Source organism: Pseudomonas sp. C321 (assembly GCF_055407105.1).
The window spans coordinates 25,092-41,632 of sequence record NZ_JBUZRB010000011.1; the positions used below are offsets into that span (position 1 = coordinate 25,092).

Below are 16,541 nucleotides of genomic sequence, written 5' to 3' on the forward strand. Positions count from 1 at the left end.
CTAAGTCGTGCGACGCTCACTCATCAGGGGGTGAGCGCAATATTTCGGATGTGAATAGTTCTCAATAATGACAGTATGGGCACACCGACTGCAAGTGGCGATTAGCTAGTACGGTCCCAAGTCAACATAATATGGGAGATGGCCGTGTCGATGAGATCATGGCCGATGCCATCCCGTGCCTGGATGGAAATACCTTGCAGGAAGCTGTCGAACACCGTGGCCAGGGCTTGCGCATTAGTGTGTGCAGGCAACTCGCCATTGGCGATGGCGCGTTCGACACAGCTCACGATTCCGGCGCGGGTGCGTTCGCGGGACTGGGTCAGGGCGGCGGTCACTTCGCGGCTTTCCGGGGCCGGGGCGCTCATGACACCCAGGCTCACCATGCAACCCTTGGGGTGACCGTCTTCACACTGCATGTGGGCGGATTGGCGTAGGGCGGCCTCTACAGCCTCACGAGGCGCGAGGTTTTCATCCCACAAACACTCAGTGACCTGGGCAAAACTGGTCAGGTAACGCTGCACGCATTCCTGGAACAAATCCGCCTTTGAACCGAACGCCGCGTAAAAACTCGGCGCGGAAATCCCGCCGCCCAGGCCAGCCTTCAACTGGTTCAGTGACGTAGCGTCGTAACCGTACTCCCAGAACAGGTGCAAGGCTTGTTCCACCGCTTGATCGCGGTCGAAGTTGCGGGGGCGGCCCATCTGCGCCATGACGAAATCCTCTGAGTGATGACTTAAATACTAGTCGATACAGAAGTCGTTGACAATGACAGCTCGCCTCCTTCAGCATTTGTACCGATCAGTATTTATGTAGCTCTTTGAGCTGCCCTCAATCAAGGAGCCTCCCTGTGACTGCCTCAATTTCCCTGCCGGCCGATGCCGTGCCGGATCGCTTGCCCGTCGGTGCCTTGTTGGCCCTGGCGATGACCGGCTTTATCTGCATCGTTACCGAAACCCTGCCCGCCGGCTTGCTGCCGCAGATCAGCGAAGGCCTGGCGATTTCCCCGTCCATGGCCGGGCAGATGGTCACGGCCTATGCGCTGGGTTCGGTGCTGGCGGTGATTCCACTGACCATCGCCACCCGGGGCTGGCGCCGGCGCAATGTGCTGTTGCTGACCATCGTTGGTTTTCTGCTGTTCAACTCCATCACCGCGCTGTCGTCCCACTACGGGCTGACGCTGGTGGCGCGCTTCTTTGCCGGAGTGGCGGCGGGGCTGGCCTGGAGCCTGTTGGCCGGTTACGCGCGGCGCATGGTGGCGCCTCATCAACAGGGCAGGGCGCTGGCGCTAGCCATGGTCGGAACGCCGATTGCGCTGTCGCTGGGGGTTCCGCTGGGTACCTGGTTGGGCAGTCTCGTCGGTTGGCGCACGGCCTTTGGCATCATGTCGGCGATGACCTTGGTACTGATCGTCTGGGTGCTGGTGAAGGTCCCGGATTATCCCGGCCAGGCGTCCCACCAACGGATGCCATTGCGCAAGGTGCTCACTACACCGGGTGTGCGGCCGGTGCTGGCGGTGGTGATTGCCTGGATGCTGGCGCACAACATTCTCTATACCTATATCGCGCCGTTCGTGGCGCCGGCGGGGTTGTTGGCGCGGGTGGATCTGGTGCTGTTGGTGTTCGGTGTGGCGGCGCTGGTGGGAATCTGGATCACCGCTCGGTTGGTCGAGCCATTGCTGCGCAGGACGGTGCTGGTCAGCCTCGCGACTTTCGCCGCGACGGCCCTGGCATTTGGTTTCTTTGCCGAGGTACCGGCAGTGATCTACGTCGGCATGGCGGTGTGGGGGTTGAGCTTTGGCGGTGCCGCGACGTTGTTGCAAACCGCTCTGGCCGACGCTGCCGGTGACGGTGCCGACGTCGCGCTGTCGCTGAACGTGGTGGCCTGGAACAGCGCCATCGCGGGAAGTGGCGTGGTGGGAGGGGTATTGCTTGATACCTGGGGTGTGGTTTCGTTTCCGTGGGCGATGGTGCTTTTGGTGGTAGTGGCATTTGTCATTACGTGGACTGCCCGCTCCCATGGTTTCAAATCGGGCCCGCGCGGAGTCGGCAAATCAGCGGTGGCCGGGCATTGAGTACCATGCCCAATGGTTACAGTTTTGTTCTGCGCACTGAGTGCTTTTGCCCCATTTTCGAGCGTGCTGCGCAGATTATTGAGTGACACCCTGCCTATCCCCGGGCCTGACCGCTGCGGTCCGTTTCTTGCTTGAGCCAGCTTAAACAATGACATGGCATTTTGCCGCTAATCATTTCAAGGCTGCATCCACGGCTGCAGTGTGTGGGTTGTTCAGGGGAGTAGTCGGACATGCAGGGTATTTTGTCGCCAGGCATCCGCCTGCTCGGACGTTTCGGATTTGCGCGCAAGTTTCAGATACTGTTTTTTCTTTTCATGCTGCCCTTGGCGGGCAGTCTATGGATGATCGGGCAGGACTATCGCGGCAAGCTGACAGTGATTTCAAATGAGCAATCCGGGGTGCGCCAATTGCTGGCGCTCGATGCATTGGACGGCCAGCTGACCACGCAGCGCAACCTCGCGGCGCGCTGGAAGGCGGCTGACATCCTGCATGAGCCAACACCTGCGGCCAAGGCTGCGATGGCTGCGGTCGATGCCAATAACCCGGTGATATTGCAGAGCCTGCAAGCGCTGGGCGACGGGCTCAAAGTACAGAATGCCAGTGCGGACACCCTGGCACGCTTTGAGGTTTTGCAGGTGTCGGTCAAGGGCATGGACACCCAATCCTTGCGTGCCGTGGGCTGGTGGCCGGATGGCTACGACCGCTTTACTTCAGCGCTGACGGCGATGCAAAACCTGCGTGAACAGATCACCCTGGACTCCGGATTGATCCTCGATCCCTGGCTTGAAACCTACTTGCTGATGCAGATTGCCACCCAGCAGGCGCCCGATCTGATTGAGCGTATTGGTCGCATGGCGAGCGTCGGGCAGTCGTCCATCGCCTCGGGGCAGTTCACCTTGCAAAGTCGTTTGCAGATGCGTGACCTGCGCGGTCGCATCGGCGATGCGCGGGATCAGTTGGTCAAGGCGGCTGCATCGCTTAAAGCCAAGCAGTACCCAGGGGTACAAACCTGGACCGCTCAGTACGACAACAGCTTGCAGCTGCTGGATAACGAACTGAAAGTGCTGGACGACGGGGTGTTCGGCGGCACGATTAAGCTCGATACCAGCGGGTTCGAGCGCAGTGTCGACGGCATGCTCGGGACTTTGGGCGCACTGCGCAATCAGTCGCTGACCTCCCTTGATGCGCGCCTGAGCTACTACCGCGCCCTCTCGTTCAAGCAAATCATCCCCGTGGCGGTGACGTTCAGCATTCTGGCGTTGGCGGCCCTGTACCTGTTCGTGTGCCTGCAGGCATCGATTCGGCGCAGCGCCAGCAGTATCACCACCCTTGCTGAATCCCTGCGCGACGGCAACCTGTGTGTCGAGGTAACGATTGAAGGCCGTGACGAACTGGCCGCGATCAGCACCGCGCTCAACGTCGCGGTGGTGCAGTTGCGCAGCAGTCTGCTGGGCGTTAATCACGAAACGCAGCAGTTGGGGTCTGCGGTGCTGACGCTCAATGCGCAATCGGGCAGCACGCTCACTGAAGTAGAAGACCAGCAACTGCAAATCAGCCAGATTGCAGCGGCCGCAACGCAGTTGGCGGCGACGTCCATGGGCGTCGCCAAAAGTTGCGAGCAGGCTGCAGGCAGCGCCCAGCAAACCCGACGTATTGCCGAGGACAGCAGCCGTGACAGCCTGCGTACCACGGCTAGTATTCAACAACTCAACCAGCGCCTGACCGACACCGCCAATGCACTGGGGGAAGTGAGCCAGCAGGGGCAGCAGATCCAATCGGTGGTCGACACCATTCGCGGTATTGCCGAACAGACCAACTTGCTGGCGCTTAACGCCGCCATTGAGGCCGCACGAGCGGGCGAGCAGGGCCGAGGTTTTGCCGTAGTGGCCGATGAAGTTCGAAGCCTGTCACAACGCACCCAGGCATCCACGGCGCAGATCGCCAGCACTGTGGACAGCTTGCGCGCGACGGTGAGCCAGGCGGTCAGCCTGATGGGCGCCGCCTGCGACCAGGCGATGACCGATGCCGAATCCGTAACCGGGCTGGGCAATCGGCTGGGTGAGATCGCCAGCGCGGTGCAAAACGTCACGGATACATTGGCGCAGATCGCCGTGGCGGTTGAAGAACAGGCCGCGACGGCGGATGAGGTGAGCGGGAATATTCAGCAGGTTGATCAGGCGGCAGGGCGCTTGCTGGAGGGCGCGCGGGCGGTGAATCAAGCGGCGGATACGTTGAGTAAGGGAAGTCGGGCGTTGAGTGAGAATACGGCGCGGTTTCGGCTGGGGTAATGTTAGGCGCTCCATTTCCTTAGCTTGCTGGCATACCCACGCCTGTGCCCTTTTCCGGTGTCGCCACATCATGCAGGGAAATCCTTGAAGTCTCCGGCAATGCCAAACCACCCGCCAGCGCCAGCAATGCAACCGCGATCAGATAAAACGCCGGCGACAGGTTGCTGCCGGTGGTGCTGATCAACCACGTCGCCACCAGCGGTGCGGTGCCGCCGAAGATCGTGTAGGCCATGTTGTAGGTGATCGCCGACGCGGTGTATCGCGTACGGGTCGGGAAGGTTTCCGAGAGCAAGGCCGCCGTGACCACGCCACACAATACCGCGCCAATCGCCAGGAGCATCACACCGACAATGGACGCTGCGAACGAGCCAGAACTGGCCATCAGGAACGAGGGAAACACCACCACAATCAACAGCGCGCACGCCGTCATCACTGTTATTCGACGTCCGACCCGATCCGAATACAGCCCGGCCAGCGGGCAGATCGCCGCCGCGAATAGCAAGGCAATCAGCGACACCAGCAACGCCGTTGCGCGACTCAAGCCCCCCGCGACTTGCAGGTAAGTCGCGAAGTAGGTGGTGAACATATAAAACGACAGCGCCGTGAGCGACACAAAAGCGCCCAGGCAGCAGATCGCCGCACCATGGTTGCGCAAGGTTTCCTTGAGCGGGGAGTGTGCGACTGCATCTTCCTGAGTCACCGCCTGGAAAGCCGGTGTCTCATCCAGCTTCCAGCGCAGGTAAAGACCCACCAGGCCCAGCGGCGCAGCAATCAGGAACGGCAGGCGCCAGCCCCAGCTACCCATCGCTTCGGCCGATAACGACGCTTCAAGTGCGTAGGCCACCACCGCGGCCGCAGCGAAGGCGGAAAACGTCGACACCGGAATAAAACTGCCGTACCAGGCGCGTTTATCACTCGGTGCATGCTCCATCAGATAGGCACAGGCACCGGCGTATTCTCCCCCAGCGGAAAAACCCTGGGCGCAACGAATCAGCGAAAGAAGAATCGGCGCCATGACCCCGATCGCGGCATACGTAGGCAGCAGGCCGATCAAGGTCGTCGCACCGGCCATCAACAAAATCGTCATCGCCAGCGTTCGCTTGCGGCCGATCCGGTCCCCCAGCATGCCGAAGAAAATCCCTCCAAGAGGCCGAAACGCAAAGGCCACGGCGAATACCGCAAAGGTCTTGAGCAGCGCAGCACTGGCATCGCCGCTGGGGAAAAACTGCTGAGCGATGGTCGTGGCCAAAAAGCCATAGACGGCGAAGTCGAACCACTCGACGAAATTGCCGATGCCGGCGGCTACGATCACTTTTCGTAGGGTTTTTGGGCTTACCTGTTCGGTGGATGCGCTCGTCATGGGGGGCCTCGGCGTTTCGTCAGTAAGCGTTCGATTATCGAGGGAGTGACTGAGGCGGCGGGGTTCAAAAGTGTCATCCGCGTAGTCAGTACCGACTTGATGCGGGTGAAACAGGCAGGATTCGGGCCAGGTGGTGGGGCGTTGATTGCGAGGTGGGGTTGGATGATTTTTTATTGGATTGTCGGAATGCGGTTTGCGGGATAAAGCGTTGCAAAGAGTCGGGGGCAGACTCCGTTTATGCGTAGAGTTTCGCCATGGAGTAGTTTACTTTGCACCTTTAGGCATGGCCTGCACCTGGCCTATGGCTGTCGGTGCTGAAGGGCCGTTACCGACCCATAGCTGCCGGTCAGCAGCGGCAGAATTCGGCCAATAGGTTGTTTGGACCGGGGCCCCGTATTCAGGGCGAATCAGGTGGGGAGGGTCACGTAAACTTCGATATCGACTCTGGCAGAGGTGGCCACGAGGATAAGGGATCGGCAGGCGCTACAACAACTGAGGAGCTCAAGTTCGCGGGGCCAGTGTCGATCAAGAACAGCTGGTCCCGCGTGATTCGTAGATCAACGCTTTATGGCATCACACTTGTTACGCAAATTGCTATCTTGAATGTTGCCGCAGCTTTGGCCATTGACTTTGGCATTGCAGAAAGCACGTTGATCGTTGTCACTGATGTTGCCGCAACTTTGACCGTTCATTTCCGCCGAGCAACTGGCCCGAAGGTCGTTGTCGTGGATGTTGCCGCAGCTTTGGCCATTGGTTTTGGCCTCGCAATACGCGCGTTGATCGCTGTCGCCGATGTTGCCGCAACCGGCATGAGCGTAGGTACTCAAGATCAATAACAACGCAATGATAACTCTCATCACTCTCTCCATGTGTGTCAGGAAATAGCCTGACGCTGACTGATCCAAAATGATCTTGCTAATGCAGTTTACAATCAAATTGACATCATTTTTGTGGGAGTTCCACAGGCGGATGGGAGGATTCGGGCGTACAGTTTTATGTTTTCAGCGGCACCCGAGTAGCCCTAGTTTCGAAGACGCGCCGAGTGACCGCTTTTGGCCGAAAGCAGCCGTTCCCAATGCCTGAACCTGGCTGGCACCCTTTCTAAATCTGCTCTGAAACCATCCAATCCAAAAAGCTACGCAGTTGAGTCGAAAAATCCTCGCGCCCAGCGCATGGGCTTCTGGCCTGGGAGAAGAAAAAATAAATCCGGGGCCTCATCGATGGGTAACGCTGGAGGAACAGTTCAACATAATCCTCCAGTGTCTGCGGCCAGATTGATGCCTGCTCCGAGCGAAGTATTTGAGTTGACCTGATCAGTTTGCGCGACGCTGCCCGCTGCAGACGATGCAACTCTGCCGGCGCTTTACCCGGCCTCCCTCACCAACCATTATGCGTCGCTCGCACTCATGCCAACGGTGTCGCACATTCGTGGTGAAAAGGAACTGCAGTTGAACGAACAGACATTGTCCATGCGCCTGGAGCGCGTGGCAGCGCATGTGCCAGCAGGTGCGCGCCTGGCCGATATCGGCTCGGATCACGGCTACCTGCCGGTGGCGTTGATGCGCCGTGGCGCCATCGTGGCGGCGGTGGCCGGCGAGGTGGCATTAACGCCGTTCCGCTCGGCCGAACGCACCGTGCGCGAGAACGGCCAAGACCTGCGGGTCACCGTGCGCCTGGCCAATGGCCTTGCAGCGATCGAGCCGGAAGACGGGATCACGGCGATCAGCATCTGCGGCATGGGCGGTGAGACGATCCGCGACATCCTCGACAGCGGCAGGGCGCGCCTGAGCGGCCAGGAACGGCTGATCCTGCAGCCCAACGGCGGCGAGCAGCCACTGCGCCAATGGCTGATGGAGAATGGCTACCGCATCCTCTTCGAGGAACTGCTGCAGGAAAACCGCTTCTACTACGAAATCATTGTCGCCGAGCGCACCGGGCCGGTGGCGTACACCGCCGAGCAGCTGTACTTCGGCCCGCTACAGATGCAGGCCCGAAGCCCGGCGTTCCTGGTCAAGTGGCAGCGCATCTTGCGCCACAAGCAGCAGACCCTGACTAACTTCGCCCATGCGCGGCAGGCCGTGCCCGAGGAGAAAGTGCAAGACATCGCCCGACAGGCCCAGTGGATCACCGAGCTGCTGGGTTGAGCCTAAGACAAAGCAAGGGCCAATATGAATCGCTCTCAACTTCGTAGATACATCTGAATGACAGCTTTTGGCCGATTGCTACCTGTTGCGACAGGCAGCAATGGGCCAATCTCTCTCGTCCGCTGCGTCGGCGGCCGTGTCAGCACATCCTTGAGATAGGCATACGGATCATGCCCATTCATGCGTGCTTAGATATCCAGGCAAATTTTGCCGAAATGCTGGTTGGTTTCCTGATACTTGAACGCTTCGACAATCTCGCTCAAAGGGAAATGACGATCAATAATCGGGCGCATGCCATTGGCATTGATGGCTCGGATCATGTCTTGCTGCTGGCTGCGGCTACCCACCAACACACCCTGCAGACGCACTTGCTTGATCAGTGCCGGTACAAAATTCATTGCACCGCTTACGCCACTCAATATCCCGATGACGGAGATGTGACCAGCAACCCGAATTGCAATCATCGATTGCTCAAGCGTCGCAGGGCCGCCGACTTCGATGATGTGGTCAACACCACGGCCACCCGTTAGAGCGCGTGCAGTTTCGCCCCAGTTAAGGTCTTTGCGGTAATTGATCACATGATCAGCGCCTAGCGCTTTCAGACGTTCAAGTTTTTCGTCGCTTGAAGAAGTAGCAATGACGGTAGCACCGGCCATTTTAGCGAACTGCAGGGCGAAAATTGAAACGCCACCAGTGCCTTGGACGAGCACGGTGTCGCCCGGCTTGAGTGAGTCATCGGCCATCAGGGCGCGCCATGCAGTAAGGCCGGCGGTGGTAAGCGTCGACGCTTCGGCATGGCTGTAGCCAGTAGGCGCGAGGGTGAACGATGTGGCTTTGGCCGTCACTTGCTCACGAGCGTAGCCGTCAATGCCATCACCTGGCACGCTAACAAAGCCTTCAACCAGTGGCGCACCGTTGATCCACTCCGGGAAGAAGGTGCTGACGACCGAGTCACCCACCTTGAATTCAGTGACATCTGGGCCGACAGCAATGACTTCACCTGCACCATCGGCCATGGGGATGCGTTTTTCGCTAGGGCCCCACATACCGCTGACCACCGCGAAGTCGTGGTAGTTGAGCGAGTTGGCGTGAAGGCGTACGGTGATTTCGCCACGCGCTGCGGCTTGGACTTCGCTGCTGCCAACCACAACCTTTTCATAGCCGCCACCGGGTTGGACGAAGATAGTTTTGCTGCTCATAGGGGTTTCCTTATGTTTTCTAATTACGCGAAATAACGAAATGAATGTTTAAAAATTACAATTCGATGATCAACCTAGCCGCAAAGTCATCAATCGCCTGCTCATTGCGCCGGTAGTAAGTCCACTTTCCGATGCGGGTGGTTAGCACGAAGCCTGCACGTTGCAAGATAGCTAAATGTGCAGACGCGGTAGAAGGTGAAAGCCCAGCCTTGTGCTGCAAATGGGTTACGCACACTCCTATCGCAGGATCGCCATGATCCTGAGGTGGGAAATTACTGAGTGGGTCTTTGAGCCACTCCATCATTTGCATGCGAGTGTCATTGCCCAGGGCTTTGAGCTGTTCGAGTATCATGGTCGGCAATGTTACGCTTTTTTCCGAAATGTTCAATAAGTAATCTATTGCCCTTCGCAAGGGTTTGAAATCAAAAAAACGCATCCAGCTGAATCGACCCTACTTTTGTAGGCGCCTTGAATGACTGCTTGGACTACCCCGCTCTGGTAGACATCCCCGGTCTATGCTTGAACGTCCGCTTCTAGCCGAAAGCAGCCCTTTTATTCCCATACAGGTCTACCATGCCACCCCGGCAGTGGTTTCACGCGCTATCGGCCTCAAGCCTACAAGGTATGCCAATGACCTCGCTAACCCGCAACACCTCGTCGTTCACCTCGGTAGAGGTAACCCAATGAGCATCGACCAGATCAGCCTGCCCAAGGGCGTAGGCCCGCACGCCGCCAAACTGCTCGACGCCATCACTGGCGCTGACACGAAAGAAGACCTGAACCGCGCTGGCGGCAAGGCCGAAGGGTTTGTGTTAGGTCTGGAAAGCGCCAAGGCGATTAAAAGCCAGGTCGCCGAGTCGTTGTATGTGGCTTATGACGACGCGGCGAGCCATCGGTTGAGTGAGTTGAAGGGCTAGTTTCATTAGGGCCGCGCTGGGCTTTAGCTACAGGGTGTTTCGCGGTCCATCAGTTTGCCCATCAGCAGCACGCCCAACTCGCTCAGTTGGTGAATGGCCAGTGCTACGTCGCGGTGTTTGCCGGACAGGTCGAGGAGCAAGGTGCTCTCATTGCTTGGCTCGACTTAACGCCGATTCAACCACACCGTCTGCGCATTGCAGAACTCCCTTACACCAAAGTGCGACAACTCCCGCCCAAATCCACTCTTCTTTACACCCCCAAACGATACCCGAGGGTCGGACACGCTGTAGGCATTGATAAAGATGCCGCCGGTCTCCAGTTCGTTGGCAATGTTGCGGGCTTTTTCCGGGTCGGTGGTGAACACGCTGGCGGTCAGGCCGAATTCGCTGTCGTTGGCCAGGGCCACGGCGTGTTCGGCATCGCGGGCGGTGATGATGGAGGCCACGGGGCCGAACAGTTCCTGTTTGAACGAGGTCATTTGGTCGGTGACGTTCGCCAGTACCGTAGGCGCGTAGAAGTTGCCCGGGCCTTTGACCTTGTTACCGCCCAGCAGGAGGGTGGCGCCTTCTGCCAGGGTGGCCTGGACTTGCCCGTCTAGTTCATCGCGCAGGTCGAAGCGCGCCATCGGGCCGATGTAGGTGTCGATGGCGGATGGGTCGCCCACCACTAGGTTGCGGCTGGCTTCGAGGAATTTGGTGGTGAAAGCGTCTACCACGCCTTCTTCGATGATCAGGCGCTTGGCGGCGGCGCAGACTTGGCCGCTGTTCTGGAAGCGGCCGATCACGGCGGCTTGCACGGCTTCGTCGAGGTTGGCGTCGTTGAGCACGATAAATGGATCGGAGCCGCCCAGTTCCAGCACGCATTTTTTCAAGGCCGCACCGGCCTGGGAACCGATCGCCATACCGGCGCGCACGCTGCCGGTCAGGGTGACGGCGGCGATGCGCGGGTCAGCAATGGCCTTGGACACGCCGTCCGGGCTGACGTTGATCACTTCGAACAGGCCGTCGGCGAAGCCCGCACGCTGGAACGCTTCTTTCATCAAGTATGCGCTGCCCATCACGTTGGGCGCGTGCTTGAGCACATAGGTGTTGCCGCTGAGCAGGGTCGGCACGGCGCCGCGCAGCACTTGCCACACCGGGAAGTTCCACGGCATCACGGCGAGGATCGGTCCCAGCGGGCGGTATTCGATATGGGCCTGGCCGTTGTCCACCAGGGTCGGCTCCGGGGCGAGCATGGCCGGGCCGTGGGCGGCGTACCATTCGGCCAGTTGCGCGCACTTTTCGATTTCGCCACGGGCCTGGGCGATGGGTTTGCCCATTTCCAGGGTGATCATCTGCGCCATGGCTTCGGCTTGGTCGCGCAGGATGGTGGCCAGGGCCAGCAGCAGTTCGGCGCGCTGCCCGACAGGTGTGCGGCGCCAGCTGCGGAAGGCGCTGTTGGCGCGGGTGAGGGCGGCGTCCAGCTGCGACTCGGATTCAAACGGGTACTGGCCGACGGTTTCGCCGTTGGCGGGGTTGATCGACAAGGCATGGGTCTGGTGAGAAATAGCGTTCATGGCACCGTCCTGCGCAGTGAATGAGAAGGAGGCCAGCGTACGGGGCTGTATCTTTTCCGGGAACTGAATAATATTAAGCAATACATTCACGTTTGGAGAATGACTTGGATCTTGTCCAGCTGGAAATTTTCAAAGCCGTTGCCGAGCAAGGCAGCATCAGCGCCGCCGCGCAGTTGATTCATCGGGTGCCGTCGAACCTGACCACCCGGATCAAGCAACTGGAGCAGGACTTGGGAGTGGATCTGTTTATCCGTGAGAAGAGCCGCCTGCGTCTGTCGCCTGCCGGGTGGAGTTTCCTCGGTTATGCCCGGCGCATTCTCGACCTGGTGCAGGAAGCCCGCATGACCGTCGCCGGGGAGGAGCCCCAGGGGCCGTTTGCGCTGGGCTCGCTGGAAAGCACCGCCGCTGTGCGCATTCCGGCGGTATTGGCGGCGTATAACCAGAAACACGCCAAGGTGGAGCTGGACCTGACCACCGGGCCTTCCGGGACGATGATCGATGGCGTGCTGTCAGGCCGGCTCGTCGCCGCCTTTGTCGACGGCCCGGTGCTGCACCCGACCCTGGAAGGCGTGGCAGTGTTCGAGGAGGAGATGGTGGTGATCGCTCCGTTGAACCATGCGCCGATCACTCGGGGCCAGGACGTTAACGGCGAGAGCATCTATACCTTTCGCTCCAACTGTTCCTACCGGCACCACTTTGAACGCTGGTTCTCCCAGGACGCCTCGGTGCCCGGCAAGATCTTCGAAATGGAGTCCTATCACGGCATGCTCGCCTGCGTCAGCGCCGGTGCCGGGCTGGCGTTGATGCCCCGCAGCATGCTGGAAAGCATGCCGGGCTTTAAGACGGTGAGCGTGTGGCCGCTGGCAGACGAGTTCCGCCTGTTGAACACCTGGCTGATCTGGCGCCGGGGCACGGTGTCGCAAAGCTTGAACAGTTTTGTGCGCCTGCTGGAAGAGCGTGCAGTGGCGTTACCGTAGCGTTGTCGAGCCCCAGCGAGGCTACGTTGGCCACGCCACCGTCCTCAGATCAGCCACCAAATTGCAGGGTGCCCATGGCCAGCTTGGCCATCAGCGAAGTAGTGGCCAGTTGCACAAGCCACAAGGCCAAGCCGCCGAGGAATACGCCGAGGGCCACTTGCAGGACCAGGCTTTTCTGGCGCTTGGCGTGTTGCGGGCGAGGGGTGAAGTGATCCAGTTCGTCACGGTCGGCACGCAGGTCCATGTCATCGTTTTTCATAGGGTACTCAAGGAAAAGGGAGTGAGTTGCTACCAGTCTAGGGGCGACGCGTAGAAAACAGCGAATTTTTAAGGCTGCTTACTCACCACAGGGTCGGTGTTTACAAACTAAAAGGGGAAGCCACTGGCTTCCCCTTTTTTACATCGCAGGCAGGTTACAGCACCTGAACGATAGCCTTGGTCACAGCACCAATGTTCGCCTGGTTCAACGCAGCCACGCAGATGCGACCGGTGTCCAGGGCATAGATGCCGAATTCGTTGCGCAGGCGAGTGACTTGTTCAACGGTCAGGCCTGAGTAGGAGAACATCCCACGTTGGCGCCCGACGAAGCTGAAGTCGTGGCCCGGTGCAGCCTTGGCCAACTGCTCGACCATCTGCACCCGCATGCCGCGAATGCGTAGGCGCATCTCGGCCAGTTCCGCTTCCCATTGGGCGCGCAGTTCAGGGCTGTTCAGCACGGCTGCGACAATCGCTGCGCCGTGGGTCGGCGGGTTGGAGTAGTTGGTGCGGATCACGCGTTTGACCTGGGACAGGATGCGCGCGCTTTCTTCTTTTGACTCGGTAACGATGGACAGGGCGCCAACGCGCTCGCCGTACAACGAGAACGACTTGGAGAACGAACTGGAGACAAAGAAGGTCAGGCCCGATTCGGCGAACAGGCGCACGGCGGCGGCGTCTTCTTCGATGCCATCGCCAAAGCCCTGGTAGGCCATATCGAGGAATGGCACCAGGTTCTTCGCCTTGACCACGTCCAGCACGTTCTGCCAGTCGGCCGGGCTCAAGTCGACGCCGGTCGGGTTATGGCAGCAGGCGTGCAACACAACGATGGACTGCGCCGGCAGTGCGTTGAGATCTTCCAGGAGACCTGCACGGTTCACGTCGTGGGTGGCAGCATCGTAGTAGCGATAGTTCTGCACCGCGAAGCCAGCACCTTCGAACAGCGCGCGGTGGTTTTCCCAGCTTGGGTCGCTGATGGCGACGACAGCGTTGGGCAGCAATTGCTTGAGGAAGTCCGCGCCGATTTTCAGGGCGCCGGTACCGCCGACAGCCTGGGCGGTGATGACACGGCCGGCGCTGATCAGCGGCGAATCGTTACCCAGCAGCAGCGTTTGCACGGCCTGGTCGTAGGCGGCGATGCCATCGATCGGCAAGTAGCCGCGGGCCGCGTGTTGCGCCACGCGAACGGCCTCCGCTTCGGCAACGGCACGCAAGAGTGGAATCTTCCCCTCCTCGTTGCAGTAAACGCCCACGCCAAGGTTGACCTTGGTGGTTCGTGTATCGGCGTTAAATGCTTCGTTGAGGCCCAGGATAGGATCGCGTGGTGCCATTTCGACAGCGGAGAACAGGCTCATTTTTGCGGGGGCTCTGAATGGGGAAAGGAGGGACGTGTCGCGCTCCAGCCGAATGCACTAGAGCGGTGCACAAACGGGGAGCTAGTATAGAGGCCATCACTGCTCGCGGCGACAGCCGAAACGGTTTTTCGGGTAAGTTTTTCGGTTTATTTACTGACCGTTAGTCTTATTGCAACAGTGATGGCAAACCGCATGCAGGACGATTGCCTTGAAACCCGTCACATTTGCCTCCACTTCTACAGTTATCATGGTTTTTTCCTACGGCGGGCGCTTTTGCAGCCTTCGTTGCATGTTGTTTTTTTCGTCCTTGCCAGTTCCACCGTGCCGGGGTGACTTCAGAGGTAGCGTATGTCGGATTTCCAGCTAGTCACCCGCTTTGAGCCCGCCGGCGATCAACCGGAAGCCATCCGTCTGATGGTCGAAGGTATCGAAGCTGGCCTGGCCCACCAGACGCTGCTTGGGGTGACTGGCTCGGGCAAGACCTTCAGCATCGCCAACGTGATCGCGCAGATCAATCGCCCGACCCTGGTGCTGGCGCCGAACAAGACCCTGGCCGCGCAGTTGTACGGTGAGTTCAAGGCGTTCTTCCCGAACAACGCGGTGGAGTACTTCGTTTCCTACTACGACTACTACCAGCCGGAAGCCTATGTGCCGTCCTCCGACACCTTTATCGAGAAGGACGCCTCGATCAACGACCACATCGAACAGATGCGACTGTCGGCGACCAAGGCCTTGCTGGAGCGCAAGGACGCGATCATCGTCACCACCGTGTCCTGCATCTACGGGCTGGGCAGTCCGGAAACCTATTTGAAGATGGTGTTGCACGTTGATCGCGGCGACAAACTCGACCAGCGCGCCTTGCTTCGCCGCCTGACGGACCTGCAATACACCCGCAACGACATGGATTTTGCCCGCGCCACCTTCCGCGTGCGTGGCGATGTGATTGATATCTACCCGGCGGAATCCGACCTGGAAGCGATCCGCATCGAACTGTTTGATGACGAGGTAGAAAGCCTGTCGGCCTTCGACCCGTTGACCGGTGAAGTGATCCGCAAACTGCCGCGTTTCACCTTCTATCCTAAAAGCCACTACGTTACGCCGCGAGAAACCCTTTTGGGTGCTGTCGAGGGCATCAAGGTCGAGTTGGCCGAGCGCCTGGAATACCTGCGTTCCAACAACAAACTGGTGGAAGCCCAGCGTCTGGAGCAGCGCACCCGTTTCGACCTGGAGATGATCCTCGAGCTGGGCTACTGCAACGGCATTGAAAACTACTCGCGCTACCTGTCGGGCCGTGAATCCGGATCGCCACCGCCGACTCTCTACGATTACTTGCCGGCGGACGCTTTGCTGGTGATCGACGAATCCCACGTCAGCGTTCCGCAAGTCGGCGCGATGTACAAAGGCGACCGTTCCCGTAAGGAGACCCTGGTGGAATACGGCTTCCGCCTGCCATCGGCGCTGGACAACCGGCCCATGCGCTTTGACGAGTGGGAAAGCATCAGCCCGCAGACCATCTTTGTCTCGGCCACGCCCGGCAACTACGAAGCCGAGCATGCCGGTCGGGTGATCGAACAACTGGTACGGCCGACCGGCCTGGTGGACCCGCAAATCGAAATCCGCCCGGCGCTGACCCAGGTCGACGACCTGCTCTCGGAGATCGGCAAACGCGTGGCCCTGGAAGAGCGGGTGCTGGTCACCACGCTGACCAAGCGCATGTCCGAAGACTTGACCGATTACCTGGCCGACCACGGCGTGCGGGTGCGCTATCTGCACTCGGACATCGACACCGTGGAGCGGGTAGAGATCATCCGCGACCTGCGCCTCGGTACGTTCGATGTGCTGGTGGGGATCAACCTGCTGCGCGAAGGCCTGGACATGCCGGAAGTGTCCCTGGTGGCGATTCTCGATGCCGACAAGGAAGGCTTCCTGCGCTCCGAGCGTTCGCTGATCCAGACCATCGGGCGGGCGGCCCGTAACCTTAACGGTCGCGCAATTCTCTACGCAGATCGGATCACCGGCTCCATGGAGCGGGCCATAGGCGAGACCGATCGTCGACGTGAGAAGCAAATCGCCTTCAACCTGGCCAATGGCATCACCCCTAAAGGCGTATTTAAGGATGTCGCTGACATCATGGAAGGCGCCACCGTGCCGGGTTCGCGCAGCAAGAAGCGCAAGGGCATGGCCAAGGCCGCCGAGGAAAACGCCAAGTACGAAGCCCAACTGCGTTCGCCGAGTGAAATCACCAAGCGTATTCGTCAGCTGGAAGAGAAGATGTACCAGTTGGCCCGCGATCTGGAATTCGAAGCGGCGGCGCAGATGCGCGATGAGATTGGCAAGTTGCGCGAGCGCTTGTTGACTGTCTGATTTGCAGTGACTGCCAGGGCCTCATCGCGGGCAAGCCCGCGATGGCGGCGACTCG

The 16,541-nt window shown here is 59.5% G+C and carries 14 protein-coding genes and 2 pseudogenes; 7 read left to right on the forward strand and 9 right to left on the reverse strand.

All coding sequences use genetic code 11. The features are described from left to right. Nucleotides 1–101: 101 nt before the first annotated feature. Nucleotides 102–710, reverse strand: a complete 609-nt coding sequence (locus ACZRJ6_RS23585; protein ID WP_463970433.1) for a TetR/AcrR family transcriptional regulator — start codon at nucleotides 708–710, stop codon at nucleotides 102–104. A gap of 137 nt (nucleotides 711–847) precedes the next feature. On the opposite strand from ACZRJ6_RS23585, the gene ACZRJ6_RS23590 reads away from it, so the two are divergent. Continuing rightward, complete coding sequence (locus ACZRJ6_RS23590) at nucleotides 848–2,071, forward strand: MFS transporter (protein WP_463970432.1); 1,224 nt, start codon at nucleotides 848–850, stop codon at nucleotides 2,069–2,071. Between the two features lie 230 nt (nucleotides 2,072–2,301). Further along, the gene (locus ACZRJ6_RS23595) at nucleotides 2,302–4,359 is read left to right on the forward strand and encodes a methyl-accepting chemotaxis protein (protein ID WP_463970431.1); all 2,058 of its coding nucleotides are present in this window, start codon (nucleotides 2,302–2,304) and stop codon (nucleotides 4,357–4,359) included. A 19-nt stretch (nucleotides 4,360–4,378) separates the two neighbouring features. Here the strand turns inward: ACZRJ6_RS23595 and ACZRJ6_RS23600 are convergent, their stop codons facing one another. Continuing rightward, a complete protein-coding gene (locus ACZRJ6_RS23600) occupies nucleotides 4,379–5,719 on the reverse strand; it encodes an MFS transporter (protein WP_463970430.1) in 1,341 nt (446 codons plus the stop codon). A 518-nt stretch (nucleotides 5,720–6,237) separates the two neighbouring features. Here ACZRJ6_RS23600 and ACZRJ6_RS23605 point away from each other — a divergent pair. Together ACZRJ6_RS23605 and ACZRJ6_RS23610 are read left to right on the forward strand one after the other, a co-directional pair. Further along, complete coding sequence (locus tag ACZRJ6_RS23605; protein ID WP_463970429.1) at nucleotides 6,238–6,555, forward strand: hypothetical protein; 318 nt, start codon at nucleotides 6,238–6,240, stop codon at nucleotides 6,553–6,555. 612 nt (nucleotides 6,556–7,167) lie between these two features. Beyond that, the gene (locus ACZRJ6_RS23610) at nucleotides 7,168–7,863 is read left to right on the forward strand and encodes a tRNA (adenine(22)-N(1))-methyltransferase (RefSeq protein WP_463970428.1); all 696 of its coding nucleotides are present in this window, start codon (nucleotides 7,168–7,170) and stop codon (nucleotides 7,861–7,863) included. Nucleotides 7,864–7,898: 35 nt separating this feature from the next. Here ACZRJ6_RS23610 and ACZRJ6_RS23615 read toward each other — a convergent pair. From ACZRJ6_RS23615 to ACZRJ6_RS23625, 3 genes and pseudogenes are all read right to left on the reverse strand, one after another. Then, nucleotides 7,899–8,051: pseudogene (locus ACZRJ6_RS23615) on the reverse strand (transposase domain-containing protein); the annotation flags it as partial. After that, a complete protein-coding gene (locus ACZRJ6_RS23620) occupies nucleotides 8,052–9,062 on the reverse strand; it encodes a zinc-dependent alcohol dehydrogenase family protein (protein WP_463970427.1) in 1,011 nt (336 codons plus the stop codon). A gap of 55 nt (nucleotides 9,063–9,117) precedes the next feature. Continuing rightward, nucleotides 9,118–9,414, reverse strand: coding sequence for an ArsR/SmtB family transcription factor (locus tag ACZRJ6_RS23625; protein ID WP_072405141.1), 297 nt, complete (start codon nucleotides 9,412–9,414; stop codon nucleotides 9,118–9,120). A gap of 331 nt (nucleotides 9,415–9,745) precedes the next feature. On the opposite strand from ACZRJ6_RS23625, the gene ACZRJ6_RS23630 reads away from it, so the two are divergent. Beyond that, nucleotides 9,746–9,979 carry a hypothetical protein gene (locus ACZRJ6_RS23630; RefSeq protein ID WP_133102975.1) on the forward strand — a complete coding sequence of 78 codons (234 nt, stop codon included), beginning with the start codon at nucleotides 9,746–9,748 and terminating at the stop codon, nucleotides 9,977–9,979. Between the two features lie 23 nt (nucleotides 9,980–10,002). On the opposite strand, the pseudogene ACZRJ6_RS23635 reads toward ACZRJ6_RS23630, so the two are convergent. Together ACZRJ6_RS23635 and ACZRJ6_RS23640 are read right to left on the reverse strand one after the other, a co-directional pair. Then, nucleotides 10,003–10,125 (reverse strand): annotated as a pseudogene (locus tag ACZRJ6_RS23635) (DUF6124 family protein); the annotation flags it as partial. An 18-nt stretch (nucleotides 10,126–10,143) separates the two neighbouring features. Then, the gene (locus ACZRJ6_RS23640; RefSeq protein ID WP_463970426.1) at nucleotides 10,144–11,535 is read right to left on the reverse strand and encodes an aldehyde dehydrogenase family protein; all 1,392 of its coding nucleotides are present in this window, start codon (nucleotides 11,533–11,535) and stop codon (nucleotides 10,144–10,146) included. Nucleotides 11,536–11,639: 104 nt separating this feature from the next. On the opposite strand from ACZRJ6_RS23640, the gene ptrR reads away from it, so the two are divergent. Then, nucleotides 11,640–12,512, forward strand: coding sequence for a putrescine utilization regulator PtrR (ptrR, locus tag ACZRJ6_RS23645; protein ID WP_463970425.1), 873 nt, complete (start codon nucleotides 11,640–11,642; stop codon nucleotides 12,510–12,512). 49 nt (nucleotides 12,513–12,561) lie between these two features. Here ptrR and ACZRJ6_RS23650 read toward each other — a convergent pair whose 3' ends face one another. Both ACZRJ6_RS23650 and ACZRJ6_RS23655 read right to left on the reverse strand, forming a co-directional pair. Further along, complete coding sequence (locus ACZRJ6_RS23650) at nucleotides 12,562–12,771, reverse strand: hypothetical protein (RefSeq protein WP_463970424.1); 210 nt, start codon at nucleotides 12,769–12,771, stop codon at nucleotides 12,562–12,564. 154 nt (nucleotides 12,772–12,925) lie between these two features. Beyond that, nucleotides 12,926–14,122, reverse strand: a complete 1,197-nt coding sequence (locus tag ACZRJ6_RS23655; protein ID WP_463970423.1) for an amino acid aminotransferase — start codon at nucleotides 14,120–14,122, stop codon at nucleotides 12,926–12,928. A 348-nt stretch (nucleotides 14,123–14,470) separates the two neighbouring features. Here ACZRJ6_RS23655 and uvrB point away from each other — a divergent pair, with 348 nt between their 5' ends. Further along, nucleotides 14,471–16,486: an excinuclease ABC subunit UvrB gene (gene uvrB / locus ACZRJ6_RS23660; RefSeq protein ID WP_133102970.1), complete on the forward strand. Its 2,016-nt coding sequence runs from the start codon at nucleotides 14,471–14,473 to the stop codon at nucleotides 16,484–16,486. Nucleotides 16,487–16,541 lie beyond the last annotated feature (55 nt).